Below are 24,084 nucleotides of genomic sequence, written 5' to 3'. Positions count from 1 at the left end.
CTCTCTTATGTCTTATTCCTTTTGTTTGAATTTTGAACTTTAAATTGCATAGAACCATGCCTAAATACGTATTGTGGGGAACTTACTGCGAAGACGTTCTGGAAAAACGCGCCCCTTACCGCCAAGCGCATCTAGACGGACTAGCAAAACAGAAAGAATCCGGTGTGTTGATTACTATTGGTCCTACCAAAGATGTCACTAAAGTTTTTGGTATTTACGAAGCCGAAGACGAAGCTACTGTGCGGCAGTTAGTTGAAGCTGATCCCTACTGGCAAAATGGCATCTGGACCGAATACTCTATCAAAGAATGGATTCAGGCATTCTAAATAAAAGGTACGGTAATCATGAAAACGTTTTCATCCACAAAAACTTTCCTGTTGTCTAGACTAGAGAAAAGGTAAAAAAAGTGGAACAACTTCAACTTTTCTCTAGTCGTTTAATGTCTTGAGAAGGTAAAACTATGAACAAAATTTTGAAACGCGCATTTATGCCCAGCCTCTTGGCTGCTTCTTTAGCTGGTGTGAGCTTGTTTCCAGCTCAACCTGCCTCTGCTGATGATAAGATCCTTGAGGATGTAGGTATTGGAGCAGGTGTTGGTGCTGTCTCAGGCGTCATTAGAGGACGTAATGTGATAAGGGGTGCTATTAAGGGTGCTGGTGCTGGTGCTGCTGTTAATGGTGCTAATGGTCTTAGAGGTACTCGTAGAGCAAGACAAAATCGCAACATCATTCAAGATGTTGGAGTAGGTGCAGCCGCCGGCGCAGTAACTGATGGTATTATCAACGGTGGTGGAGATACGCTTGGTAGTGCAGCTGAAGGTGCAGCAACAGGTGCAGTTATCAATACCATCAGAAAGAAAAGGTAATTCGTAATTTGTGACGAGTAACTTAGTTACGAATTATCATCAATTGCGGATTTATTTTACACCTTCCCTAGTAGAGCTAGGGATTATTTTGTTTATAGGGTCAATACTTCACAATTGAATCGCCTCAGTTCAAAATTGATCTGAGGCGCTATATATCTTATAGAAACTTACTATGCAATGAACATCTGACGATTATGACCTTAGACCGCTCTGAAGAAGGGTTTAGCCTTCCCTTGGTGATAACAAAGTGGAGGAAGCGACAAAAACTCCACATCGTCAATGTCAACTATTTGCACTGTTCGCACATGTGACGCCGCTCTCCTTCTATGTGCAACAATGGGTCACAGCGATACAACCCCCATCCAGTGCTACTTATTCTCAATTATTAGATTAGCAAACCGAAAGCTTCTAACAAGTCATTCCACAGTTGGAGTTTAATCTCAGACTAAAGTAAGAATTTTGTCAGTTCTATTTTTAGACTGCTAGATGCTATCTGGTGTTTTTGTGTCAATATATTCACGCCAACGGCTAATTCGACCTTCTTTGAAATCAACAACTATAACATCGTCTGCTTTGTTGCGGTGACCTGATGCTTTTTCAGTATCTTCGTAATACCATTCCACTACCGCCTGGCTTCCCTCAATAATAATCCGCTGGATATCGATTTTTACATTTGAACATTGCTGAGCAAATTGGGTAACTTCTTCCCTTATTTTCTCTTGCCCCTGCCAACGTTTGCCAGGCACTATAAGTTCACCATCTAACGTAAACAACTGGGCAAGAGCATCAGCATCTTGAGCAACCCAAGCATCTCTAGCTTTTTCAATCAACACACGAATATCTTCTTGATTCATAAATTTATAGGACTCCTGTGCAGATTTTTGAACGACACGCTTGCGGAGGGCAGTGCGAACGCAAAACCCGGATGTAGTCGGGAAAATACGGTAAGCACTGCCCACCCTACAATACTTAAGATTTTTCATAAATCCTGCGCGGATTGCTATATCTGCAAATGCAGGTGTATGAAAAATTATACAAAAAGCACAATTACTAATAATAACCATCGAGATAATCTCAACATTCAAATTGGTTTGAAAACTTAGTAGAACTTATTTTTACAAAATAGCAGTTTATGAAATTAGACATTAAAATAAAAACGATTATCACTAGTATACAGCTTACACACACAACGCTCTGTCTTGTTTCTGACTGTGGGTTTTCTACACTTAGTGGTTCATGTGAACGTGAAGAATGCGATTGTAAGGAAGCGCCGCCCTGTTCGCGTACCCGAAGGCGAGCGTACTTTTTCCGGCTGTAGCGTCCCGGAGAGAAAGGGGGTCGGATCTATCACTCCCCTTACGGCTGAGGTATCGGGCTTCTGTCTGAGCTAGCGAAAATAGGTTAGGAAGAGTAAGACAAAGGAAATTTGACCATCTAACAACATCTTGATTCCCGTTCTTGAACCTGCTGATAGGGTGGGATGTTAAGCATAGGTCAAGTTAAATTTAGAAAATTCCTGTTTAATCTTCTTATCTACCAAACTTCCCTAACTAAGCTTGTTATGAAATTAGCAATGGTTAAAATAGTAAATCTGTCGTGCTCAAGCTTTGACAGTACCAATTTCTGGCATCTTAATAAAGTGCCTTAAATGATTACTTAGAAAAATGTTACTTTAAATACTACGATGGCTGTTAGCAACCACGAACGAATTGGCAGGGGTTTAGCTCTTTTAAATCAGGGTTTATACCCTTATGTAAAAAGGGAGATGCAAAAAGTCTATGGTGAGGGCTGGCTAACAATCGCCACTTCATATATGTCTGATGACGAAACCTTCAAGCCAGAGTCGGAAGACATTCTGGGTAATAATATTTCTGTTTTATTAACACTAATAATTAAGCAATGGGATCAGGTATTCAGCAAAAAGCTAGGTTATATCGAACGTGCTTTAGTTGCTGAACTCATAGAAACCAGCAAGACTTGGGCGCATCAATCTCGCTTTTTAACAGAAGATACCTATCGCGCGATCGACACGATCGCTCGACTTCTCAAGGCTATCTCTGCACGTGAGGTCAATGTTGCACAACAGCAAAAGCAGGAAGTTTTAGCAATCCTCACTCCCAACCAAACTGAAAAAGCCCCGTTTGCAACAGAGAAGTTGGCTGAAATCATCAAACAACAAAGTTTTCAGGATAGTTCTCTTTTACGCCGTGCGCTGACGCATCGTTCTTATGTCCACGAAAACCCCCAAGAAGGAGAACACAACGAGCGCCTAGAGTTTCTCGGTGATGCTTTACTGACTTTTCTAAGTGGCGAATACCTCTATCGTCGTCACCCGGAAAAAGGAGAAGATCAATTAACCCGTCGGCGTTCTGCACTTGTAGATGAAAAGCAACTGGCAAAGTTTGCAATCGAGGTTGGTTTAAACTTCAGGATGCGGTTGGGTAAAGGAGCAACTTTAGAAGGAGGTTTCCAAAATCCCAATTTGCTGAGCAGCACCTTTGAAGCAGTCATTGCTGCTTACTACCTAGACAACAATTATGATATCGAAGCAGTTCGTGCTGTTGTGGAACCGCTATTTGATTCTGTACCTGAAAGTATTGTGGAGTTTCGCTCAAATGTAGACTCCAAAAATCGTTTTCAGGAATGGGTACAACGCAACATCACCCAAACACCCCCCAAATACGTCACAGTTCAAGTAGGTGGTTCTTCTCACGCTCCAGAATTCATTGCTAAAGTATTTGTGGGAGACAAACAGTACGGTGAAGGTAAGGGGCGCAGTAAAAGAGATGCTGAAAAAGCGGCTGCTGAAGATGCGCTGGCTAGGCTGGAAAAATCAGGGCTAGCATCTGAGTAAGGGTACTTTTTTACTGCTTATTTTTTAAAATTTGGAGTATGTATCCAAATTTCAGATTTCTACTTTCAACGGCAAAATTACCGTGAAAGTAGAACCGACTCCCATCTCGGAGACTAAACTAATTTCACCTTGCAATAATTTCACGAGCCGTGAAACTATTGCTAAGCCCAAGCCAGTACTATCGGGAAGGAACGACTTAGTACCAGAAGCAATGCGAAAGTAGGGTTCAAATATCTGGGCTTGGTCTTCTGGCTCAATCCCAATTCCAGTGTCATAAACGACAATAGTCCACTTGTCAATTCCCAATGTTTCACATTTAATTTTTACAGTTCCCGACTCTGTGTAGCGAATCCCATTGCTAACAAGATTTGTGACAATTTGCTGCAATCGTAACGGGTCTGTGACAACTTCTTGAGGAGCGCGATCGCAATCAACTCCCATTTGTAAATTTTTATTATCAGCTAAAGGCTGCAACATTTCATAGACATTTGTGATTAATTCATGCACATTGGTTCGTTCTGCCTGCAGTTTCATCTGCCCTGCATCGTAGCGGGAAATCTCCAGTGCATCGTTAATCAGATGGAGTAATAGTCTTCCAGAGCGTAGCACACGTTCAACGTGTTCTAAATGAGTTATGGTGTCTTTTTCGTTGGATTGTTGGCGTTGGAGCCGCAAAAACAAATCAGAGTAACCAATAATTGAAGTTAAAGGGCTTTTAAGTTCGTGTGCCAGAATCGATAAATTGTCTTGATTCGCCCGCACTAAACGAGTCAGTTCCTGGTTGTTGAGGCTCAACTGATTTTGCAACTGCTCTAGTTCTGTTAATCGCTGTTTGGTGTAGGTTTGGAAACAGCAGGCGATCGCCTCATCCAACACCATGTCAATCAAACGCACAGCTCGCATGACTTCTAGTGCTGATGCTTGCACTAAGTCCGGCTCTAAAGTAACAAAGATGACATCACGCAACAGACGATACTCTCGGGCAATTTCTGCTGCATCGAAACCTTGCTCAGCCCTGAGAGTACCATGATGCAAACTTGCCTGAACCAAGGGTTGAATTTGATCTTCTTGATATTGAGAAAGCACACTCGCCAGCGCCGAGAGGACATGGCTAAGATGATTTTCAATAGCTGTGCGGGATAGATTATTGGTACTGGAAATCTTTTTATCCTGACGAACAGCTTCCACCCACTGCTCTAAAATGGTCTGAGTTTTATCGCGCAGCAATTGACTAAAATCTTTCATCACTTATGGGTGGATAATAATACGAGCAGAGAAAAATATTTTATTATTTATATATGATAGAGAGGTGTTACATTTGTTTCTTAAAAGCATTTCATGTTCCGATATAAAAATACATAATTTTTAGTCAATCTTTATATATCTTAATATAGATGATTTTGCTCAAGAAAGATACTTGTTTTTGAGCCTAAAAAAGTATATCCTAAGGTGGCTTGACGATACTGTGTACCAATGTTACCTTTACGTTAATAATAAGAGTAAGTCAGCCTAATCCAACGAATCGCCGAAGCGTAAGTTGGAGCGGAGGAACCAAAGTATGGGGCGCATCTCATAGAAGAAAAAGAGTGAAGAACAAATATAGTCAAGAGGAAATACAAGAAAAAATAATGATTGTATCTTTCTTCCTTTTTGTTTCTTCCTTCTTCTAAGAGAGGGGCATCTCTCAGCCCTAGCCCGTCAGCTAACTTCGTAGGCAATGAGAGGAGACTGAAGGGACGGCATTACTATGATGTTCTGATCTCATCAGTATCCTTGGCTGGTACTGCTCGGATTACTTGTACCTGAGCTTGAGTCTGTTGAGGTCACAAATGATATTTCAACTGAATGTAGCTGCCATCTTGGCGGTTGCCGGTCAAACAGCTTGGAAACGTGCTAAACCCGTAGTCGTACGGGATGCTTTCTTGCTGCCTTTGGTTGGTTTTTTGGGCGTCATTGTTATATGGTGGATTATTGCCCTTGCCAACCATGAATTAATGCCCACCCCTCCTGAGGCGCTGGCAGCAAATTTAGATTACATCCTCAACCCATTTTTCCAAAGAGGACCAGGTAATTTGGGTATTGGCTGGCTATTAATAGCAAGTATCCGACGGGTATTAATAGGCTTTGGGCTAGGCGCTCTTGTTGCGATTCCTGTTGGTTTTCTGATTGGGATGTCCAAAACAGCACTGATGGTTCTTAATCCCATCATTCAAATCTTCAAGCCAGTATCGCCCCTAGCATGGCTTCCTATTGCCTTGGCAATCTTTAATTTGGCAGATCCATCGGCAATATTTGTGATTTTCATCACTTCTTTGTGGCCCACAATCATTAACACTGCGCTGGGAGTTTCCAGTGTTCCCAAAGATTATATAGATGTGGCGCGAGTTCTGGAAATGCCCAGTTGGCGAAGAATTACAAAAATCATCTGGCCCGCAAGTTTGCCTTACATTTTTACAGGTTTGCGGATTAGTTTAGGAATTGCTTGGCTAGTGATCGTCGCTGTAGAAATGCTCACAGGCGGTATTGGAATCGGCTTTTTTGTTTGGGATGAATGGAGTCGCCTAAACTTGAATTCTGTTTTTCTTGCCGTGCTGGTGATTGGCTTAACAGGGCTATTCCTAGATTACGCGATCGGTAAAATACAAGCTTTTGTCACTCGTCGCCCAGCAACAAATTAGGTATAAATTCCGTTACATTGCGTTAAGGCATTGGCGTATCACCACTTATAGTAAAGGTGCCTTACGGTTCAAACAGCCGTTTCATGTGGTTAAATCTGACCTTTTGGAATAAAGAGCGAATAACACAGGGCGGGGGGGATAAGCAATTCACGCATTAAAAAAAACTCACTTTTTAGTTAGCAGCCTACCTGCATAAAACCGTACATAAATCACATGTGTGACAGCTTAAACACATAACTTTTGCGCCTTCGTGTTAATTTTTGCAGTGATTTCGCCGCCGCAGGAGGTTTTTCATGAGTGACAATAACACAAATAACTGGAAGCGACGAGACTTTATTCAAGGACTGGGAGCAACGGCATTTGCCACTGGACTTTCTTCTTGTGCCATTAATGCTAACCGTGCCCCTAAAGGAATATCACAAGCGGCGTTGGCGGTAGAACCAGTGGTAGACCCCAAGACACTGGAAAAACCTAACATTACAGTGGGGTATGTGCCGGTAAATGACTGCGCTCCCTTTGCTGTAGCCTGGGAGAAAGGGTTTTTCCGCAAGTATGGTTTAAATGTCACTCTCAGCCGTGAAGCTAGCTGGGGTACGTCTCGTGATGGCATCATTTTTGGTCGCCTCGATGCTTCGCCTGTTGTAAGTGGCGCGGTGACGAATGCGAGAACAGGTGCAGAAGGCGCACGTCATGCTCCCTTGTGTGCGGCAATGACAATTCACCGTCACGGTAACGCCATGACGATGAATAAGGCAATGTGGCAGTCTGGGTTGCGTCCTTGGCGAGACTATAACGGTAATTTGGAAGAGTTTGGGCGAGATTTCCGCAATTACTTTGAAAAATTACCAGCCGAGCAACGAGTTTGGGCAGTGGTGCTCAGTTCGGCAATTTATGAATACTTTATCCGCTACTTATCTGCTGCTGCTGGAGTTGCTCCTGACAAAGAATTTCGCATCATTATTGTCCCACCACCACAGATGGTAGTGAATATGCGGATTGGGGCGATGCAAGGTTATATGGTGGCAGAACCTTGGAATACACGAGCAATTACTGGCAATGATGGAATTGGCTTTACTTTCGCTCAGGGTATGGAAATCTGGCAAGGGCACCCAGACAGACTTCTAGGTGTCATGGAGTCTTTCATTAAAGAAAATCCCAAAACCTATCGCTCTTTAGTCAAGGCAATGATAGAAGCTTGTAGGTATTGTGGCGATCCAAAAAACCGGGAAGAAGTAGCTAAGATTATCACGAATAAGTCATTTACAGGAGCAAAACTCAAATTAACAAAACCAGCGATTGTCGGCGAATACAATTACGGCGGTTTCGATGACAAAAAACGTCTTGTGAAATCGACGGATACAACAATCTTTTTTGAAAAACCAGCTAATCTTGTCAAAGTGCCAAATGACCATTCAACATTTCTGTGGCAATCTCAGAGTATTTGGTTAATGACTCAGTCGGCTCGGTGGGGACAAATTAAAGAAATTCCCAAAAATGCTGAAGAATTGGCGCGTAAAGCTTGGCGCACTGACTTGTACCGAGAAATTGCCGCTGAAATGGGAATTGAATCTCCAAAAGAAGATTACAAGATAGAACAAGCTGAACTATTTATCGACAAAAAAGCTTTTGACCCCAGCGATCCTGTCGGGTATCTTAAGAGTTTTGAGATTAGGGCAAACGCTCCTAAATCTTTCTTTATGTCCTAGCGGAATCGGCAGAGTTAATCATATTGTATTGACTGTCCTTTGTCATTTGTTTTTTGTCTTATATAGATGACTGATAACTAAAGACTAATGACCAATGACTAATGACTAATGACCAATGACTCATTGCAGGAGTGTCAAATGAAATCTACCTCGTTCTCAACAGATGCCTATGATAAGGCTTCACCTCCCACCACTGGATTTCTGGAGATTGAAAATTTATTCAAGTCATATACAAAACCTGATGGGGGTGAATTTGTCGTCCTAGATAATGTCAACTTAACAGTGGGTGAAGATGAATATATTTCTGTTATTGGTCACTCGGGTTGCGGTAAATCGACACTTTTAAAGATTGTCGCTGGCTTAGAAAAAGCGACTTCTGGATCAGTGCGGTTAGATGGCAAAGAAATTCGTAAACCAGGGGCTGAGCGGATGATGGTGTTTCAACACTATTCGCTGTTACCTTGGTTAACTGTGCGGGAAAATATCCGACTTGCGGTAGATGAAGTGCTAAAAGATGCCAATCGGGCTGAGAAAATTAGCATTGTGAACGAACACCTGGCAATGGTAAATTTAACAGCAGCTGCTGATAAGTATCCTGACGAAATTTCTGGCGGGATGAAGCAGCGGGTGGGTATTGCTAGAGCATTAGCAATTCGCCCGAAAATGCTGCTGATGGACGAACCTTTTGGGGCGTTAGATGCGCTAACTCGGGGGAAATTGCAGCGGCAAGTGTTGGATATCTGGGAAAATCACCGACAGGCGGTCATGATGGTTACCCATGATGTAGATGAAGCGATTTATATGTCGGATCGCATTGTTATGATGACCAATGGACCTGCGGCTAATATTGGGGAGATACTAGAAGTACCGTTTCCTCATCCACGCGATCGCGCTGCTATGAGAAACTCAAAAGAGTACTATGATCTCCGCAACTACGCCCTAAATTTCCTAGATCGCTATTTCGCTCAAGACGAGTAACGAACAACTTCTTAAGTCATAATTCGTAATTTCTAATGTTCAAGTCAATTACGGATTATGAATTACAAATTTGTCATTGTTTTTGTTAATTTTTCTTTAAACAGAGATAAAACTATGAATCTCAAACCCATATTGGTGCGTCTGCAAAACGCTATCGGAAGAGATGATTTAATTGAGCAAATGGTGTTAATCTCGACACCAGAGACACCTGTATGCAAACAGGGGCAACCTGAAAAATCAGTTAACTTAATCGTTGGTTATAATAGTTCTCCCAACAGTCATACTGCGTTAGATATTGCCTTGTTGATCGCTCATCAAACACGTTTAGCCACAAAGGCGCAAGTCACAGTTCAAGTTGTTTATGTGATCGAGGAAAATCAAAGTAGTCATGCTGCAGATGTCTTGCAAAAAGAGGAATTTGTAACTCAGCGAGCAACCGAACAAAATCCTCCACACTCTTCAACAAGCTTCCCCTTAAATGAGTTTGACACAGGTGTGACAACTCAAACAAAAATGCAGGCTAACACAACCTACTCACAAGAAAGATTAGTAGATAGATTTGCACAAGCAGAAGGTATTTTGCGGCAAGCAAGTTGTCTAGCTGCGGAATGGAAAAGTTCTTTTAAAGCTCATCTTCGGTTTGGTTGCATTGGCAGGGAACTTAGGAAAGTGGTTGTATCAGAAGGTGCAGATTTACTATTACTTGGCTGTAACTCTGTCAATCATCCGATAGTGCAACACCTCGGTTCTAAGTTCCCCTGTTCAGTACTAGGTATACCCAATTTTGTCAATGAGAAACGCGCTTAGCGGACATAGTTGCGAATGTTGTGGAGAGACACCTAAGTATAGAAGCCCGGTTTCTTAAACCCCTTACCAATAGGATGATTATCCCTATTTCTTCAGAGTACAAAATACCACATAATATATGTATGTGGTATTTTTTTTGCTAATCTGCAAAAAATCTGAGTGTAATTTCTACCAATACAAGTTGCGTTATAATATGTCATTCTGAGCAAAGGGAAGAATCTTGGGAGATACTACCCTACCCAACCGATGCACCCCCTTTGGGGTCTAGGGGAACCCGTGATGTACCACCACGCTACGCGTGATTCTTAGTGGATTAAGTGTATGCTGAATACATTCTGTGGCGATGCTTGTTATTTAAAGTATTTGTATAATAATTTAAATATTTTTTAAAAAAATTAACTTTTCTCAATAAAATTTTAACTCCTCGAAAGATTTGAAGTTTTGAAATTGTTTCAATAACCATTTGAACTGTCCCGAGGAGACGACTTGCTTTATGATTCAAAGATGCTACCCTACGGAGTATAGCCCAGAACTATTTCTAGGGAAGTACAAACACATCACATAAGATGTCATAAAACAAGCAAATGCACAACTCATTGCAATCCCGAAAGGATTAATAACATGAACCCGCCCGAAGGAGAACATAGCAATCATAGTATGGTAGAACCACCTCAAGCAGGATCCAACCAAAATACAAATATTCCTCTCTTTCATAGTACAGATAGTAGTACAGATATGGGAGAAAGCCACAGTTTAGCAAAAGTCAGAGATATTCTTTTTGGTAATCAGATGCGGGAGGTGGAAAGAAGGTTTACCCGCTTAGAAGAGCGTCTGGTTAAAGAATCTGCTGATTTACGGGATGAAACAAGAAAACGTTTAGATTCCTTAGAAACGTACATTAAGAAAGAGGTTGAGTCCATAGCAGATCGGCTAAAAAACGAGCAAGTAGAACGCGGTAAAGCAGTGAAAGCAGTTGCTGAAGAAAACAAAAATATAACGATGTCTTTAGAAAAAAGAATTGCCCAATTTGAAGAAGAAACTGCGAACAGCCAACGAGAAGTTCGTGAGCAAATTCTTAACCAATCTAAAAGCCTACAGGATGATATCCGGCAAAAATACGAAGAAATTGTGGCTTTAGTGCAACAAGAATCTCAAGAACTTCGTATTGCGAAAACAGACCGTTCCTCCCTCGCTGCTCTTTTCTCAGAACTAGCTATCCGCTTGAATTCTCAACAACAATAAGGCTTATTAGTTAGTAGTTAATCGTACTTAATGATAATTAATAACTAATAACTAATAAGTCACTAATAACTAATAACTAATAACTAATAACTAATAACTAATGACTAATGACTAATGACTAATGACTACTCAAATAACACTCACGTAGAGCCTAATGATGAACTGAGTGAAGTCCGTAGTTTGCTTCTTGGTATTGAACCAGCTAAACTAAACAAATTATACGAGCGATTAGATAACCCACAGATAAAAGCAGAAGATATCAGCCGATTGCTTCCAGAGGCGGTTATTTTGCGAACAATGCAAGATAAACAACTGGGCGAAGCAATAGTTCCTACTGTTGAACACGCCATTCAATCCTCTGTTAAACAAGATTTAAATATTTTGTCAACTGCGATTTTTCCCATAATGGGACCAGCCATTCGCAAGGCTATTACCGCAGCTCTCGAAGCAATGGTTCAATCTTTAGATGCTTCTTTAGAGCAAAGCTTTTCTCCACAAAGCCTCAAGTGGAGATTAGAAGCGCGACAGACGGGTAAAACATTTGCCGAAGTTGTGCTGCTTCGCACGCTCATTTATCGGGTGGAACAGGTATTCCTGATTCATAAAAAAACCGGATTAATGCTGCAACATACAGTAGCGCCAAAAGTCAGCGCTCAAGATCCGGATTTGGTTTCAGCCATGTTGACGGCTATTCAAGATTTTGTCAAAGACTCTTTCAATACACAAAAAAATGATGGGCTTCAAAGTTTGCACTTTGGAGAACTCACCATTTGGATTGAAGAAGGACCACAGGCAGTACTGGCAGGTATAATTCGGGGAACTGCTCCCCAAGAATTAAGATTAGTTTTTCAAGAAGCAATAGAAAAAATTCATCTGAAGCTAAACAGAGAACTTATTTTTTTTGAAGGAGAAACAGAGCCATTTGTAGCCGGTAGACCTGAGATAGAAGCTTGTTTGGAGGCTCGGTATCAAGCTCCAACAAAAAAAAATTATATTTCTGCCCGGACTTTATTAGGCACAGTAGCTATTGGTTTGGGAATTTGGAGCTTTTTTGCTATTCGAGACCATCTGCGTTGGAACGCCTATTTAGAAAAACTGAACTCTCAGCCTGGAATTGTCGTGATTAAAGCTGACAAGCGAGGTGGAAAATATTTTATTTCTGGAATGCGCGATCCATTAGCAGTAGACCCCAAAATGCTGATAAAACAAGCAAATCTCAGTCCCAAAACAGTTATCAGCCATTGGACGCCTTTCCTGTCGTTTGAACCAGCAATTATCAGCAAAAGAGCTGAGGAATTACTTCAACCTCCAAAAACTGTAGCCGTGAAAGTAGATGAAAAAGGTATTCTTTATGTCAGTGGGTCTGCACCTCGTCAGTGGATTTTAGAAGCAAGGAAATTTTGGCGTTTTATTCCAGGAATTACTCAATTTCAAGATAAGAATCTTATTGATATAGAACTAAAGCATCTTGAGTCATATAAAAATCAGATTGAACAAGAATTGCTATTTTTTTCTGAAGGAACAACAGAGTTTTTCCCAGGGGAAGATAAGAAACTTAAGAATCTTGTACTGCAAATACAAAAACTTTTGGATGCTGCCAAATATCTTGATAAAAATGTAGGTATTCAAATAGTGGGACACACTGATATAACTGGAACAGAAACAAGAAACATCGCACTCAGTCAAGCCCGTGCCAATAAAATCCTTTCTTATTTATCTTCCCAAGGAATCAATAGGAGCAATTTCACTACTATAGGTGTGGCTAACACCCAACCTTTACGTTCGGGATTGCTAGAAGATCAGAAATTGAGCCGCCGAGTATCTTTTAAAATTTTACTGTCTGACCAAGCTAAATAAGGATTATCCGTATATGCTCCAAAAGAAAATTTGTATGGTGGGTGCATTTGCCACGGGTAAAACTAGTTTAGTATCACGTTTTGTTTATAGTATTTTTTCTGATAAGTACCAGACTACTGTCGGGGTAAAAATTGACAAAAAAACAGTTTATGTTGGAGAAAAAGAGTTAAATCTTATTCTTTGGGATCTGTATGGAGAAGACGAATTTCAGAAAGTGCGGATGTCCTACTTGCGAGGGTCTTCAGGTTATTTATTAGTTGTGGATGCAACTCGACAGGATACTCTGGAAAAAGCCTTGAATTTACAAAAAAGAGTAGAAGAAACAATTGGTAAAGTACCCTTTATTTTGGTAATCAACAAATCGGATTTAGCTGATGAATGGGAAATAAGTAACTCCGAAATCGACGAACTGAGGCACAAAGGTTGGACGGTTATTAAAACTAGTGCAAAAAGTGGTTTTGGTGTAGAAAAAACTTTCCAAACTCTTGCTTCTAGAATATTAGAGGGATAAATAATGTTGGATTTTCCTGTTCCGGTTATTGCTTATCTTCTCAATTTCATGATAGAGCAACGTTCTCTTGCCTATCTTTTAGTTAATAAAGATGGCTATTTGTCAGCTTGGGGCGGTAAACTATCAGTATACGGTCTTACAAATTTACAAGAAGGGAAGAAAGTAGGACAGCAAGTTTTTTTTCTGGAAGGTCTTTTACCACTAGATGATTTTCCTTTATTTTTGCCTTGCATAAAAACGGAATACAGCATTTGTGCAGATGTCCATATTTTCTCCTCACAGGAAGGAGATTGGGTGTTGCTGTTAGATGCTACCTGGGATGAAATTCATGTAGGCATGATACAGCAACAAGTAAACTCTTCCAGACTGCTGTAGAAAAAATTCTCTATAATAGAGAACTCAGTGGATATTGGTTGAAAAAATTTGGTTTTGGCTTGTCTAAGTCATCAAGGGTTCTATGACAACAGACCTTTTGGCAGCATTGAATATTTTAGTATTGGAACGGCTAGATGTTGATTCATTCAGCATTACTGGAACCGTACCAGATTGGTTAACTCACTTTTGTCCTCAAAAAGTTGTATTGGAAACAGGGAGACTTATACTGAAAGAAGTCTTTCCATTTTTAGAAAACTTTTTAATTGATGCTGAAGAATTTTGGCTCTTAAGAGGAGAAAAAAAATTAAAATCTGGTATATGGTATCAGCTTGATTTATCTGGGAAAGAATATCATTTTGAAGCTATAGCCGTTTATGTAGATAGCAAAAAATATTTATTAATAGAATCGCTTGATGAAACTTATACGGAGAAGCAATATATTATTCAAAAAGCACGAGAAAATGAATTAAATTATCAGTATATTGTGAAAGAAAACCAGAAAAAAGAAGTTTTGATTCACTGTATTATACATGATATGGCAGGACAATTAAGTGCTATTCATGGCTGTCTTAGTCTCTTACAGTTTGAAAATTTAACACAACAAGTCAGAGACATTTTAGAAATCGGTAAAATACAATGCCACAGGCAAGAGATGCTCATACGGGAAATATTGGATGGATTTTCTGCTGAAGTCAAATCCTTGGAGACATTTGCAGTCGATCTTGGTAAGGCACCGAGTGCCCTGATATCTGCACAGGACATTATCCAACTTTTATCTCCTTCTTTTGCGCTTAACAAAATGCAATTACGCCTAGCTGCCAATATTGACGTGACAGCAGATTGGAGAGTCATCGGTGATGAATCGCGTTTAAATAGGGTGATTGCAAATTTGGTAGAAAACGCTTTTCGTCACAGTCCACTAGAGTCTACTGTGACAATTGGTTTAGAACAGGATGGAGATTATATTTTAGTCAGTGTGGATGATGAAGGTTCCGGTGTCCCTCCGGAAAATGTAGAGAGTTTATTTCAAAAGTTCTCTCAAGGAAAAGGTAAATCAGGTAGAGTTGGGCTAGGGCTTTATTCTTGCCGCATTACAGTTGAACGTTGGGGAGGGAAGATTGGTTATTCCCCTCGTCCACAAGGAGGTTCCCGATTTTGGTTCCGTCTACCAAAACCAAGACGAAATGAATCAGTAGCACCCCAAGAGGGGGCTACTCAACTCTAACTGATGACTAGTATCCAATAAAGTGTAGAACATCACGTAATACGCTGTAGCCAGCCAAGTCCCAAAGCAGGTAGGCAAGAAAACCAATCATTGCCAAGCGACCGTTCCACAGTTCAGCTTGAGGATTCCAGCCAAACAGAAAAGCATTACGATCTACGCCGTTATATTCTGTAGCTATGGGTGGTAAATCGGTAGCGGGACGAGTTTCACGACTTTGCATTGTTTTTTCCTCCAATATCAAGTTGGTTTTTATGGCTTTAATTTTTAGTAGCCGATCAAGTGCAGCACGTCACGTAGAACGCTGTAGCCTGCTAAATCCCAAAGCAAGTAAGCTAGAAAACCAATCATTGCCAAGCGACCGTTCCATAGTTCAGCTTGGGGATTCCAACCAAATAGAAAAGCATTACGGTCTACGCCGTTATATTCTGTAGCTACGGGTGGTAAATCAGTGGTAGGGCGAGTTTGCATTTTTTTTCTCCAAAATTAAATTTTTATTAGTCTTTTGTTCTTTACAAACGACTAATGACTAGTAACCAACCAAGTGCAGCACATCACGTAGGACGCTGTAGCCTGCTAAATCCCAAAGCAAGTAAGCTAGAAAACCAATCATTGCCAAGCGACCGTTCCATAGTTCAGCTTGGGGATTCCAGCCAAACAGAAAGGCGTTACGGTCTACGCCGTTATATTCTGTAGCTACGGGTGGTAAATCAGTGGTAGGGCGAGTTTGCATTTTTTTTCTCCAAAATTAAATTTTTATTAGTCTTTTGTTCTTTACAAACGACTAATGACTAGTAACCAACCAAGTGCAGCACATCACGTAGGACGCTGTAGCCTGCTAAATCCCAAAGCAAGTAAGCTAGAAAACCAATCATTGCCAAGCGACCGTTCCATAGTTCAGCTTGGGGATTCCAGCCAAATAGAAAAGCATTACGGTCTACGCCGTTATATTCTGTAGCTACGGATGGTAAATCAGTAGCAGGACGAGTTTCACGACTTTGCATTGTTTTTTCCTCCAAGATTAAGTTGATTTTTAGGAGTTTAATTTTTAGTAGCCAATCAAGTGCAGAACATCACGCAGGACGCTGTAGCCTGCCAAATCCCAAAGCAGGTAGGCAAGAAAACCAATCATTGCCAAGCGACCGTTCCACAGTTCAGCTTGAGGATTCCAGCCAAATAGAAAAGCATTGCGATCTACGCCGTTATATTCTTTAGCAACAGGTGGTAAATCAGTAGCGGGGCGAGTTTCCATTGTTTTTTCCTTCAAGATTAAGTTAGTTTTTAGGAGTTTAATTTTTAGTAGCCAATCAAGTGCAGAACATCACGCAGGACGCTGTAGCCTGCCAAATCCCAAAGCAGGTAGGCAAGAAAACCAATCATTGCCAAGCGACCGTTCCACAGTTCAGCTTGAGGATTCCAGCCAAATAGAAAAGCATTGCGATCTACGCCGTTATATTCTGTAGCAACGGGTGGTAAATCGGTAGCAGGACGAGTTTCACGACTTTGCATTTTTTTTCCTGGTTCAAGCTCAATTTGTTTCTTGACTTTACTGTAGCTATTTACAACTGGGCTGCTTTCTGTCAATAGGTACAAACTATCAGCACCTCTTGTGGACGATTATCCGAATAGTGTTTTCTTGGATAAATCCACCTAGAGAGAGTGCAAAAAAAAGTATTTGTAAATAAATGTAACAAGAGTAACGAAAAGCTAAGTTTTATTTGATCAATTCCTGTTGGTATGGCAGGAAATAATAAAAAAGAAAACATTTCTTGCCATAGTCAGTACCCGATGACTCAAGGCACACCTAGACAAACTCAATTCGCATGGCTTGGACTTAACGCTTAGGAGACACCGTAAAAATAAAATCCCAGCCGTGTTTTACGCCCTTCGGGTTGGTGACGAAGGATCTAGATTTGACGGTTGGGATTTTATTTCAAGGAAAGTGCCTTAAAAGCCTGCCTCTGTAAGCTTTGCTTGTGAGTTAGTAAGTTATAGTCTCTTGGAGATTTATCAATTTTTGTAAGAAATCGAATGTAGAACAAACAAAGAAGGATAAAAAAAGAGCAAGGGATAAAGTCCCCGATTTTTTACTTCACAACAGAGTCATTCGGATTTTTGCCTTCATTACACTCTTGTTTTTGTTAGTGATTGAATTAGGTAAAAAAACTTCATACCATGCAGTAGAAGATTTTCAAACTTTGGAGAGATGCTGAAAGCACTATGATTCCACGATTGTATAGCTCAAGAGTTGGGTATTGTGACAGATAGAAAATTTATTCTCATGTAACTTTATAATCCCCACCGACTTGAGCTATAGAGGAAGGAATTAGGATGTTTCAAAGTACACACATTATGCTGGCACCGTATAAGTCACTGTTTTGGGTGGCACAAGCGCCAGTCACTAACCAGCCAAATGTCTCTTTTGGATTTGGACCACACTTTTTTTTCGCTTTAGTCTCGGGTGTGATCCTGGCTTTTGCCTTGCAATTAGTTCTCACAAACCTCTCAGTTGCTGCTGGGATTTCCTACCTAGGTCGTTCATCTGATTCAGATGGAGATCATCATGGAGAGGTTGGAAGTGTGGGGGGTACTATTCGCAAAATAGGCACGGCGGTGGGATTGTGGACATTAATCACTGTGACTATTGCGCTTGCCATTGCTTGTTTCCTAGCGGTGAGACTGAGTCTTTTTGGAGATTGGTCTCCAGTCAACGGAGCAATTCTAGGGTTGGTGATTTGGGGAGCGTACTTCTTACTGCTGGTGTGGGTGAGTTCAACCACAGTGGGTTCCTTAATTGGCTCGTTGGTCAACACAGCAACTTCCGGCTTACAGGCGATTATGGGGACAGCAACCGCCGCGTTGGGGGCAAAAGCTGTCAATCAGCAAGTGGTAGCAACAGCTGAAGCAGCAGCGTCCGCCGTGCGTCGGGAAATAGGCAGTGCGATCGACCCCGGCACTCTCAGGGATAAGGTAGAAGATTATTTAGAAATGGTGCGTCCGCCAGAACTGGATTTATCCAAAATTCGGGGCGAATTTGAAAGGTTACTCAAAGACCCGCAACTGATGGCGATCGCCGGTGGTACAGCCGCAGGTGGTGCAGCTCTTAGCAACATCGACCGCCAAAAGTTTGTTGATCTTGTTAGCAGTCGCACTGACCTCTCGAAACGAGATATTAACCGCATTGCTGATACATTGTATAAAGTTTGGCAGCAGACGGTGGGTCAACAACAACCAATGCAAGACCGTTTGGGAGACTTGGTTAACTATCTCAAATCATTGCAACCCGGACAAACCCGGACAGATGAACTCAATGCCAAGCTGGATCAGCTGATGGCAGAAATGCGTGCTACAAAAGACGCTAACCAAAGGGCAACCCAAGAAGCGACTCCTGGTCCAATTCAACGGACAGTCCAGCAGGCTATATCCGCGCTGAGTGGCGTTGTGTTGGGACGAGCCGATTTGTCAGACATAGATGTAGAAAAAATCTTAGGTGCGATCACAAACGCTAAAGATAAAGTCACAGATCAAGCAGATAAGTTAGGTCTTCCCACGCCAAAGGTGCCTTATAGCCCCATTCGTGCTGATGTGGAAAACTACCTGCTCAACGCACATTCTTGGCAACTGAATTCAGAAAAAAGTGCCCAAGAATTTCGTGACGTTCTTTACGATCCAGCGGCTGATCCCGGAACAGTGCGGCGAGAGTTAGAGCAACTTTCTCGGACTGATTTTGTAAATATTCTCAAACAAAGGGGTCTGTTGACCCAAACAGAAATTCAGCGTATAGCAGATCGGTTGGAAGTGATCCGCCAAGAAGTTCTACTTGCAGCGATCGCAGAAGAAGAAAAAGAGGTCGTACAAGACTTGCAACGCCGAGTCGAAAGCTATCTGCTTGTAACTCCTAAATCAGATTTGACTGCGGAAGGCATACAGCAGGATTTTAAACCGTTGCTGGAAGACCAAGACGCAGATTACGAAACTCTATCTCGGCGACTAGCTCAGTTTGACCGCCAGGAAATGCGGGAAATCCTCCTAGAGCGCAATGACATTAATCCTGAGGAAGCAGACGCAATCCTTGACCAGTTGGAAAAACAACGGGATCAAGTTTTAGTCGAATCCAAAGGAATTGCAGATCAAGCGAAATATCAAGCCGAATCGCTGTGGCTGAATTTAAAATCTTATCTGCGAAACACAGGCAAAGATGAACTCAACCCGGATGCTATCCAAGCTGAGCTGAAAAGACTTTTAGATGACCCGCAAGCAGGAGTTACGGCAATTAGGGCGCGTTTGTCTCGTTTTGACCGCGATACTTTAGTAAAATTACTGGGTCAGCGGGAAGACTTGAGCGAAGACCAAGCGAACCAAATCCTTGACACAGTTGAGGAAAACTGGAATAACATTCGCAACGCGCCAAAAACCGTTGCAGATAAAGCTAAGGAGCAATATGACTCCGTGACGACCACAATTGCAGATTACCTACGGAACACTGGCAAAGACGAACTCAACCCCGAAGGAATTCAGCGGGATTTGAATAGATTGTTCCAAAATCCACAACAAGGAGTTGTTGCACTGCGTCGTCGGTTGTCACAGGTTGATAGAGATACCTTAGTGAAGCTGCTGAGTCAACGTCAGGACTTGAGTGAAGAGCAAGTCAATCAAGTCATTGATTCAATGCAAACTTCAATCCGCGACATGATACGTGCGCCTCGTCGCCTAGCCACCCGAACTCAGCAAAGCGTGCAAAATTTCCAAGCTTATCTGGAAGCGTACCTGCGGGGGAGTGGCAAGGAAGAACTGAACCCAGAAGGTATCAAGCGCGACTTACATCTGTTGCTGCACGATCCACGAGTGGGGATAGAAAGTATAGGCGATCGCCTTTCTCAATTTGACCGCTCCACCATTATCACCCTGCTGAAACTGCGGGAAGACTTAACAGATGACGAAGCGGCACAGATTGCGGATACCATGATATCAGTGCGCGACCAGTTTGTGGAACAAGTACGGGGTATTCAGCGGCGCATTCAAGATGTGGTTGATGGAATTTTTGCCCGTATTCGCGACTACCTCAACTCTTTGGATCGCCCAGAACTGAACTACGATAGCATTAAGCGCGATGTTCGCACGTTGTTTGATGACCCGCAAGCAGGGTTTGATGCATTGCGCGATCGCCTGTCTTCATTCAACCGCGATACCCTAGTCGCAATTATGAGTTCCCGCGAGGATATCTCGCAGGAAGATGCTAACCGCATTATCGACCAAGTCGAACGCGCACGAAACAGCGTCTTGCAACGGGCAGAACGCATCCAGCAAGAAGCACAGCGACGCTTAGAAGAAGTGAAGCATCAAGCACAACGTCAAGCCGAAGAAACACGCAAAGCCGCAGCATCAGCCGCTTGGTGGCTATTTGCTACAGCCCTTGTTTCGGGCATATTCTCAGCAATTGCGGGAGCAGTCGCTGCCATTGTATTAGTGTAGTTTGATACGTTATCTTTGCTGACCAATTTCAGCCTCTCAAACGAGAGGCTTTTTTGTTGCAAGCACAAGGTTATCTGTCGCAAAATAAACTTTTCCTGCTAGTACTGTAAAAAAAATATAGATTAATATCGTGAAGTGACACCAATATCTTAAGACAGCATTTGAACTGCTGTCATTTCAGTAGAAAGATGGAGAAGCTCAAACATTGCCCTTTACTATAGCAATCCTAAATAATTTATAAAAATTTTTGTTCCCTGTTCCCTGTTAAGCGCCCTCATTCGGCAATTTACAACTCAAATAGGACTGCTATATAATGACAAATCAACTGAAATTATCAGAGCAACAGTGGTTCAAAACACCAGCGATAGTCAGCACTGCATTATTTCTCGGCGTAATCGCCATATCTTTTGGTGCTATCTTCATCAGATGGAGCGAATACGAACTCAGCCCCATTGCCACTGTATTTAATCGTTTTTGGCTCGGTAGTGTCGTCTTCGGGTTGTGGCATAGTGGCTTGACGATACGTCAGTGGTTTTGGGGCGACAAATCTGTCCAACAGGAGGCATACACCCGTCAGGACTTTTTGTTATTGCTGGGTGCTGGGACTTTTTTTGCTGCCTCCCTAGTTCTCGTGGCTTGGTCACTGACTCAAACGAGCGTTGCTATCTCAACTGTGTTGCATAATCTCGCCCCGATATTTACCAGTTTGGGGGCGTGGCTGTTATTCTCTGTGGGCTTCAACCGCCAATTCCTTATTGGCATGGTTATCGCTACTGGGGGAGCGATCGCCATTGAACTAGATCAGCTTGGAGGAGCTACCAACAATCTACTTGGAGACGTAGCTGCTATCATATCTGCGGTTTTCTTGGCGGCGTACCTGCTTGTTGTAGAACAACTGCGAACCAAATTCACTCCTATGACAATCCAGTTGTGGATCTGTGCGATCGCTACCGTAGTCCTGTTCCCTATAGTTTTATTGAGTGGAGATAAATTTTTCCCCTCAACGTTTGGAGGGTGGCTAGCAGTCATTTCCTTTTCCCTCGTTTGCCAAGTTTTAGGTCACGGACTTTTGATATACAGCCTGGAAAAGTTGTCCTCAGTCGTCGTCTCGCTGTTTCATCTCCTAGAGCCAGTTTTTGCTGGAGTTTTCGCTTTTGTCATATTTTCGGAAAAGTTGAGTTTCTCTCATTGGGTCGGTTTTGCTGTAGTTCTCATCGGTCTATACCTAGTTGTTTCTAGCCAAGCTGCTGTTCATTCGTCACAAAAAAGGCGGTCGGGAAGCCGTTCTATTTTTATTAACATTTGCTAACAAAAACTTCCTGTTTCAACCGAGACTGTCGGCAGCACCTCGTCCACAGGCAGACACGGCAGAACTTGCCGCGTATTTTGATATGTTGATTGCCGCGTTCAAATCGCGGTCAAGTTCAAGATCACATGAATGACAGTGGTAGACTCGCTGCCTTAGACTAAGCGAATCTTTTACGTTCGAGCAGCAAGAACAGGTTTTACTACTGGGTGCAAATCGGTCAATAACAACCAACTTGCTGCCGTATAGCTGGCATTTATATTCCAACTGACGACGAAACTCATAAAATCCCATGTCTCCTATTGCTTTAGCCAAACAGCGATTAGCCATCATCCCAGAGACGTTCAAGTCCTCAATCCCTATTACTGCGTGGTTTTTGCTTAAATAGGTGGTGACTTTATGAAGAACGTCTTTGCGAATATTGGCAACTCGTCTATGGGCTTTAGCCAGTAGTCGCGTTGCTTTATTCCAATTAGCAGAGCCTTTAGGTTTACGGCTAAGATTACGTTGTAGCCGTTTTAATCTACGTTCTGCTTGACGATACGATTTAGCACCGTCGAACACAACACCTGTGGATAGTGTTGCTAGCGCTTTAATACCTAGATCGACACCGACAATATCGCAAACTTTTGGTGTTTGTTCAATAGGAACATCAATTTTAAACGAGATAAACCACCTGTCTGCTTGGCGGCTAATTGTCACTGACTTAGGCTCTACACCCTGTGGTAATCTCTCAAAGGTTTTCAACCATCCAATCACCGGAACCTTGACCCGCTTGTGGTCAACATGAATTGAACCATCAAGAGTAAAAGAGTCGTCTCTTCCTTTCTTCTTGAACTTTGGAAAGCCTTTGACTTTCTTAAAAAAAGATTTAAATGCATCGCTCAAATGTCGTAATGCATACTGAGGAGAGCATTTACTAACTTCGTAGTACCAAGGGTTCTCGGACTTAACTGAAGCCACCAACCACTTGTGTAAGTCAATCGAGGAAGGGAATTTAATCTTGTCGTTAGGATTGGCACGGTTATGTGCCAACACCTGCTGACATAAGGCAAGACCCTGATTCCAAGCATGACGCGCTACACCAGCGTGTTTTGCCAGCATCAATCGTTGCAGTTTGTTAATTTTGAGTTCTGTCTTAAATCCTAGTAGCATAGTCATATTGTACAGCATTTGACGTACAAATACTATGAGTAAACGATTAGACATTCGACTTCCTGACGAGTACCATGAAATCCTTGAGCAATACTGCAAGCATTCAGGAGCAACAAAAACCGGAGCAATAAAAATGCTAATCCTTGTACTTAAAGATGAGCAACTGTTAGCAATTGTAAGGAAATCAATCACTGTTGATTAGCCCTCAAACTCCCCATCTAGTTAAAATGAGGTTGGAAAACCACCTAAAATCTTTGCAATAGCTTGATGAAAGCCGCACCAATAAACAAGCCTGCAACTTGCGCCAAATAGCCAATGCTAACTGGGTTAACGCCACCAGGAATATTTAAACTGCCAATCCCGTAAAAAATCTGTTGCACAAACCACCAAAATACATAGAAAGACGTTGGTAGTTGTATGGGAATAAATACAATCAACAGGGGTAGAATACTGTCAATTTTAGCTTTGGGAAATTTAAGCACATAAGCTCCTAAAATAGCTGTAATAGCCCCATTCGCCCCAATAAGTGGCACCGTTAAGCTGGGTTCAGCTAAAATTTGTACTAGCCCAGTCAGGATGCCACAAACCAAGTAAAATAATAAAAATCGTCCAGAGCCAAGAATACTTTCCAGAGTTTTGCCAAAAACCCACAAAAATATCAAATTTCCTAAAATTTGACTAAAACTGCCATGGAGGAACATTCCCGCAAGTAGTGAAGTCGAACGCATTAGCACAACTATCCAAGCAGCTGAGTTTCCAGCAAGTCCATTTGCACTAGCTGCACTAAGTTGTGCTGGAACCACACCCCAGCTATTTACAAAATTGCCTAATTCACCACCAAGCTCTAGTTTCAGTTCCCATAAGAATAAGGCAATGTTGATACCAATCAGACAGTAAATAATGATTGGCTTTCTACGCGTGAAAAAGAAAATGTTATCGCTAATAGGAATCATATTAATTAGTCATTAGTCATTAGTCATTAGTCATTAGTCATTAGTTTTTCCCTCACTCCCTCACTCCCTCACTCCCTCACTCCCTCACTCCCTCACTCCCTCA

General features: G+C 42.0%; 25 protein-coding genes, 1 pseudogene and 1 riboswitch. Of the genes and pseudogenes, 16 read left to right on the top strand and 10 right to left on the bottom strand.

What is annotated here, in order from left to right; genetic code table 11:
* Nucleotides 1-56: 56 nt before the first annotated feature.
* Nucleotides 57-326 (top strand): YciI family protein, encoded by a 270-nt coding sequence (locus ACM0OZ_RS10925; RefSeq protein ID WP_041032143.1) that lies wholly within the window; start codon nt 57-59, stop codon nt 324-326.
* Nucleotides 327-460: 134 nt separating this feature from the next.
* Complete coding sequence (locus ACM0OZ_RS10920) at nt 461-865, top strand: hypothetical protein (protein ID WP_414582853.1); 405 nt, start codon at nt 461-463, stop codon at nt 863-865.
* Between the two features lie 482 nt (nt 866-1,347).
* Here the strand turns inward: ACM0OZ_RS10920 and ACM0OZ_RS10915 are convergent, their stop codons facing one another.
* A complete protein-coding gene (locus ACM0OZ_RS10915; RefSeq protein ID WP_414582852.1) occupies nt 1,348-1,929 on the bottom strand; it encodes a nuclear transport factor 2 family protein in 582 nt (193 codons plus the stop codon).
* Nucleotides 1,930-2,549: 620 nt separating this feature from the next.
* Here ACM0OZ_RS10915 and ACM0OZ_RS10910 point away from each other — a divergent pair.
* Both ACM0OZ_RS10910 and rnc read left to right on the top strand, forming a co-directional pair.
* A pseudogene (locus ACM0OZ_RS10910) lies at nt 2,550-2,864 on the top strand (Swt1 family HEPN domain-containing protein); the annotation flags it as partial.
* A gap of 165 nt (nt 2,865-3,029) precedes the next feature.
* Nucleotides 3,030-3,719 (top strand): ribonuclease III, encoded by a 690-nt coding sequence (gene rnc / locus ACM0OZ_RS10905; protein ID WP_414582938.1) that lies wholly within the window; start codon nt 3,030-3,032, stop codon nt 3,717-3,719.
* A gap of 51 nt (nt 3,720-3,770) precedes the next feature.
* Here rnc and ACM0OZ_RS10900 read toward each other — a convergent pair whose 3' ends face one another.
* Nucleotides 3,771-4,964, bottom strand: coding sequence for a sensor histidine kinase (locus ACM0OZ_RS10900; protein ID WP_414582851.1), 1,194 nt, complete (start codon nt 4,962-4,964; stop codon nt 3,771-3,773).
* Between the two features lie 268 nt (nt 4,965-5,232).
* A riboswitch (cyclic di-AMP (ydaO/yuaA leader) is annotated at nt 5,233-5,451 on the top strand.
* Between the two features lie 97 nt (nt 5,452-5,548).
* Here ACM0OZ_RS10900 and ntrB point away from each other — a divergent pair.
* The 9 genes from ntrB to ACM0OZ_RS10855 all read left to right on the top strand — a co-directional run bounded on the left by ntrB (nt 5,549) and on the right by ACM0OZ_RS10855 (nt 15,098).
* Nucleotides 5,549-6,397 (top strand): nitrate ABC transporter permease, encoded by an 849-nt coding sequence (ntrB, locus tag ACM0OZ_RS10895; RefSeq protein WP_414582850.1) that lies wholly within the window; start codon nt 5,549-5,551, stop codon nt 6,395-6,397.
* Nucleotides 6,398-6,690: 293 nt separating this feature from the next.
* A complete protein-coding gene (locus ACM0OZ_RS10890) occupies nt 6,691-8,103 on the top strand; it encodes an ABC transporter substrate-binding protein (protein ID WP_414582849.1) in 1,413 nt (470 codons plus the stop codon).
* Nucleotides 8,104-8,241: 138 nt separating this feature from the next.
* Nucleotides 8,242-9,081: an ABC transporter ATP-binding protein gene (locus tag ACM0OZ_RS10885; RefSeq protein WP_414582937.1), complete on the top strand. Its 840-nt coding sequence runs from the start codon at nt 8,242-8,244 to the stop codon at nt 9,079-9,081.
* Nucleotides 9,082-9,195: 114 nt separating this feature from the next.
* Nucleotides 9,196-9,888 (top strand): universal stress protein, encoded by a 693-nt coding sequence (locus ACM0OZ_RS10880; protein ID WP_414582848.1) that lies wholly within the window; start codon nt 9,196-9,198, stop codon nt 9,886-9,888.
* Nucleotides 9,889-10,509: 621 nt separating this feature from the next.
* Nucleotides 10,510-11,130: a hypothetical protein gene (locus tag ACM0OZ_RS10875; protein WP_414582846.1), complete on the top strand. Its 621-nt coding sequence runs from the start codon at nt 10,510-10,512 to the stop codon at nt 11,128-11,130.
* A 114-nt stretch (nt 11,131-11,244) separates the two neighbouring features.
* Entirely contained in the window at nt 11,245-12,987 is a 1,743-nt protein-coding gene (locus ACM0OZ_RS10870; RefSeq protein ID WP_414582845.1) for an OmpA family protein, read from the top strand.
* A gap of 13 nt (nt 12,988-13,000) precedes the next feature.
* Nucleotides 13,001-13,498 carry a Rab family GTPase gene (locus ACM0OZ_RS10865; RefSeq protein ID WP_414582844.1) on the top strand — a complete coding sequence of 166 codons (498 nt, stop codon included), beginning with the start codon at nt 13,001-13,003 and terminating at the stop codon, nt 13,496-13,498.
* Nucleotides 13,499-13,501: 3 nt separating this feature from the next.
* A complete protein-coding gene (locus ACM0OZ_RS10860; RefSeq protein WP_414582843.1) occupies nt 13,502-13,873 on the top strand; it encodes a hypothetical protein in 372 nt (123 codons plus the stop codon).
* Nucleotides 13,874-13,955: 82 nt separating this feature from the next.
* Nucleotides 13,956-15,098, top strand: coding sequence for a sensor histidine kinase (locus tag ACM0OZ_RS10855; protein ID WP_414582842.1), 1,143 nt, complete (start codon nt 13,956-13,958; stop codon nt 15,096-15,098).
* A gap of 7 nt (nt 15,099-15,105) precedes the next feature.
* On the opposite strand, the gene ACM0OZ_RS10850 is transcribed toward ACM0OZ_RS10855, so the two are convergent.
* The 6 genes from ACM0OZ_RS10850 to ACM0OZ_RS10825 are packed head-to-tail and all read right to left on the bottom strand — an operon-like array spanning nt 15,106 to nt 16,604.
* Nucleotides 15,106-15,318, bottom strand: a complete 213-nt coding sequence (locus tag ACM0OZ_RS10850; RefSeq protein WP_414582841.1) for a chlorophyll a/b-binding protein — start codon at nt 15,316-15,318, stop codon at nt 15,106-15,108.
* Nucleotides 15,319-15,362: 44 nt separating this feature from the next.
* A complete protein-coding gene (locus tag ACM0OZ_RS10845; RefSeq protein WP_096564730.1) occupies nt 15,363-15,566 on the bottom strand; it encodes a chlorophyll a/b-binding protein in 204 nt (67 codons plus the stop codon).
* Nucleotides 15,567-15,624: 58 nt separating this feature from the next.
* Complete coding sequence (locus tag ACM0OZ_RS10840) at nt 15,625-15,828, bottom strand: chlorophyll a/b-binding protein (protein ID WP_096564731.1); 204 nt, start codon at nt 15,826-15,828, stop codon at nt 15,625-15,627.
* 58 nt (nt 15,829-15,886) lie between these two features.
* Nucleotides 15,887-16,099 carry a chlorophyll a/b-binding protein gene (locus ACM0OZ_RS10835; RefSeq protein ID WP_332988252.1) on the bottom strand — a complete coding sequence of 71 codons (213 nt, stop codon included), beginning with the start codon at nt 16,097-16,099 and terminating at the stop codon, nt 15,887-15,889.
* Nucleotides 16,100-16,143: 44 nt separating this feature from the next.
* Entirely contained in the window at nt 16,144-16,347 is a 204-nt protein-coding gene (locus ACM0OZ_RS10830) for a chlorophyll a/b-binding protein (protein ID WP_069349230.1), read from the bottom strand.
* Nucleotides 16,348-16,391: 44 nt separating this feature from the next.
* Nucleotides 16,392-16,604, bottom strand: a complete 213-nt coding sequence (locus ACM0OZ_RS10825) for a chlorophyll a/b-binding protein (RefSeq protein ID WP_414582839.1) — start codon at nt 16,602-16,604, stop codon at nt 16,392-16,394.
* 822 nt (nt 16,605-17,426) lie between these two features.
* Here ACM0OZ_RS10825 and ACM0OZ_RS10820 point away from each other — a divergent pair.
* Together ACM0OZ_RS10820 and ACM0OZ_RS10815 are read left to right on the top strand one after the other, a co-directional pair.
* A complete protein-coding gene (locus ACM0OZ_RS10820) occupies nt 17,427-20,567 on the top strand; it encodes an MFS transporter (protein WP_414582838.1) in 3,141 nt (1,046 codons plus the stop codon).
* Nucleotides 20,568-20,880: 313 nt separating this feature from the next.
* Nucleotides 20,881-21,876 carry a DMT family transporter gene (locus ACM0OZ_RS10815; RefSeq protein ID WP_414582837.1) on the top strand — a complete coding sequence of 332 codons (996 nt, stop codon included), beginning with the start codon at nt 20,881-20,883 and terminating at the stop codon, nt 21,874-21,876.
* Between the two features lie 15 nt (nt 21,877-21,891).
* Here the strand turns inward: ACM0OZ_RS10815 and ACM0OZ_RS10810 are convergent, their stop codons facing one another.
* Nucleotides 21,892-23,028: an RNA-guided endonuclease InsQ/TnpB family protein gene (locus ACM0OZ_RS10810; protein WP_414582936.1), complete on the bottom strand. Its 1,137-nt coding sequence runs from the start codon at nt 23,026-23,028 to the stop codon at nt 21,892-21,894.
* 34 nt (nt 23,029-23,062) lie between these two features.
* On the opposite strand from ACM0OZ_RS10810, the gene ACM0OZ_RS10805 reads away from it, so the two are divergent.
* A complete protein-coding gene (locus tag ACM0OZ_RS10805) occupies nt 23,063-23,230 on the top strand; it encodes a CopG family transcriptional regulator (RefSeq protein WP_414582836.1) in 168 nt (55 codons plus the stop codon).
* 43 nt (nt 23,231-23,273) lie between these two features.
* Here ACM0OZ_RS10805 and ACM0OZ_RS10800 read toward each other — a convergent pair whose 3' ends face one another.
* The gene (locus ACM0OZ_RS10800) at nt 23,274-23,981 is read right to left on the bottom strand and encodes a rhomboid family intramembrane serine protease (RefSeq protein WP_414582835.1); all 708 of its coding nucleotides are present in this window, start codon (nt 23,979-23,981) and stop codon (nt 23,274-23,276) included.
* Nucleotides 23,982-24,084 lie beyond the last annotated feature (103 nt).

The organism is Scytonema sp. PCC 10023, from assembly GCF_963920835.1.
Classification (GTDB): Bacteria; Cyanobacteriota; Cyanobacteriia; order Cyanobacteriales; family Nostocaceae; genus Kalymmatonema.
This window is presented reverse-complemented; position numbering and strand designations above follow the sequence as displayed.

Bases quoted from the DNA above. Each gene is read 5' to 3' on its own strand.
- ACM0OZ_RS10925 (WP_041032143.1), top strand. From the start codon at position 57: ATGCCTAAATACGTATTGTGGGGAACTTACTGCGAAGACGTTCTGGAA.
- ACM0OZ_RS10920 (WP_414582853.1), top strand. From the start codon at position 461: ATGAACAAAATTTTGAAACGCGCATTTATGCCCAGCCTCTTGGCTGCT.
- ACM0OZ_RS10915 (WP_414582852.1), bottom strand. From the start codon at position 1,929: ATGGTTATTATTAGTAATTGTGCTTTTTGTATAATTTTTCATACACCT.
- ACM0OZ_RS10900 (WP_414582851.1), bottom strand. From the start codon at position 4,964: ATGAAAGATTTTAGTCAATTGCTGCGCGATAAAACTCAGACCATTTTA.
- ntrB (WP_414582850.1), top strand. From the start codon at position 5,549: ATGATATTTCAACTGAATGTAGCTGCCATCTTGGCGGTTGCCGGTCAA.
- ACM0OZ_RS10890 (WP_414582849.1), top strand. From the start codon at position 6,691: ATGAGTGACAATAACACAAATAACTGGAAGCGACGAGACTTTATTCAA.
- ACM0OZ_RS10885 (WP_414582937.1), top strand. From the start codon at position 8,242: ATGAAATCTACCTCGTTCTCAACAGATGCCTATGATAAGGCTTCACCT.
- ACM0OZ_RS10880 (WP_414582848.1), top strand. From the start codon at position 9,196: ATGAATCTCAAACCCATATTGGTGCGTCTGCAAAACGCTATCGGAAGA.
- ACM0OZ_RS10875 (WP_414582846.1), top strand. From the start codon at position 10,510: ATGAACCCGCCCGAAGGAGAACATAGCAATCATAGTATGGTAGAACCA.
- ACM0OZ_RS10870 (WP_414582845.1), top strand. From the start codon at position 11,245: ATGACTAATGACTACTCAAATAACACTCACGTAGAGCCTAATGATGAA.
- ACM0OZ_RS10865 (WP_414582844.1), top strand. From the start codon at position 13,001: ATGCTCCAAAAGAAAATTTGTATGGTGGGTGCATTTGCCACGGGTAAA.
- ACM0OZ_RS10860 (WP_414582843.1), top strand. From the start codon at position 13,502: ATGTTGGATTTTCCTGTTCCGGTTATTGCTTATCTTCTCAATTTCATG.
- ACM0OZ_RS10855 (WP_414582842.1), top strand. From the start codon at position 13,956: ATGACAACAGACCTTTTGGCAGCATTGAATATTTTAGTATTGGAACGG.
- ACM0OZ_RS10850 (WP_414582841.1), bottom strand. From the start codon at position 15,318: ATGCAAAGTCGTGAAACTCGTCCCGCTACCGATTTACCACCCATAGCT.
- ACM0OZ_RS10845 (WP_096564730.1), bottom strand. From the start codon at position 15,566: ATGCAAACTCGCCCTACCACTGATTTACCACCCGTAGCTACAGAATAT.
- ACM0OZ_RS10840 (WP_096564731.1), bottom strand. From the start codon at position 15,828: ATGCAAACTCGCCCTACCACTGATTTACCACCCGTAGCTACAGAATAT.
- ACM0OZ_RS10835 (WP_332988252.1), bottom strand. From the start codon at position 16,099: ATGCAAAGTCGTGAAACTCGTCCTGCTACTGATTTACCATCCGTAGCT.
- ACM0OZ_RS10830 (WP_069349230.1), bottom strand. From the start codon at position 16,347: ATGGAAACTCGCCCCGCTACTGATTTACCACCTGTTGCTAAAGAATAT.
- ACM0OZ_RS10825 (WP_414582839.1), bottom strand. From the start codon at position 16,604: ATGCAAAGTCGTGAAACTCGTCCTGCTACCGATTTACCACCCGTTGCT.
- ACM0OZ_RS10820 (WP_414582838.1), top strand. From the start codon at position 17,427: ATGTTTCAAAGTACACACATTATGCTGGCACCGTATAAGTCACTGTTT.
- ACM0OZ_RS10815 (WP_414582837.1), top strand. From the start codon at position 20,881: ATGACAAATCAACTGAAATTATCAGAGCAACAGTGGTTCAAAACACCA.
- ACM0OZ_RS10810 (WP_414582936.1), bottom strand. From the start codon at position 23,028: ATGCTACTAGGATTTAAGACAGAACTCAAAATTAACAAACTGCAACGA.
- ACM0OZ_RS10805 (WP_414582836.1), top strand. From the start codon at position 23,063: ATGAGTAAACGATTAGACATTCGACTTCCTGACGAGTACCATGAAATC.
- ACM0OZ_RS10800 (WP_414582835.1), bottom strand. From the start codon at position 23,981: ATGATTCCTATTAGCGATAACATTTTCTTTTTCACGCGTAGAAAGCCA.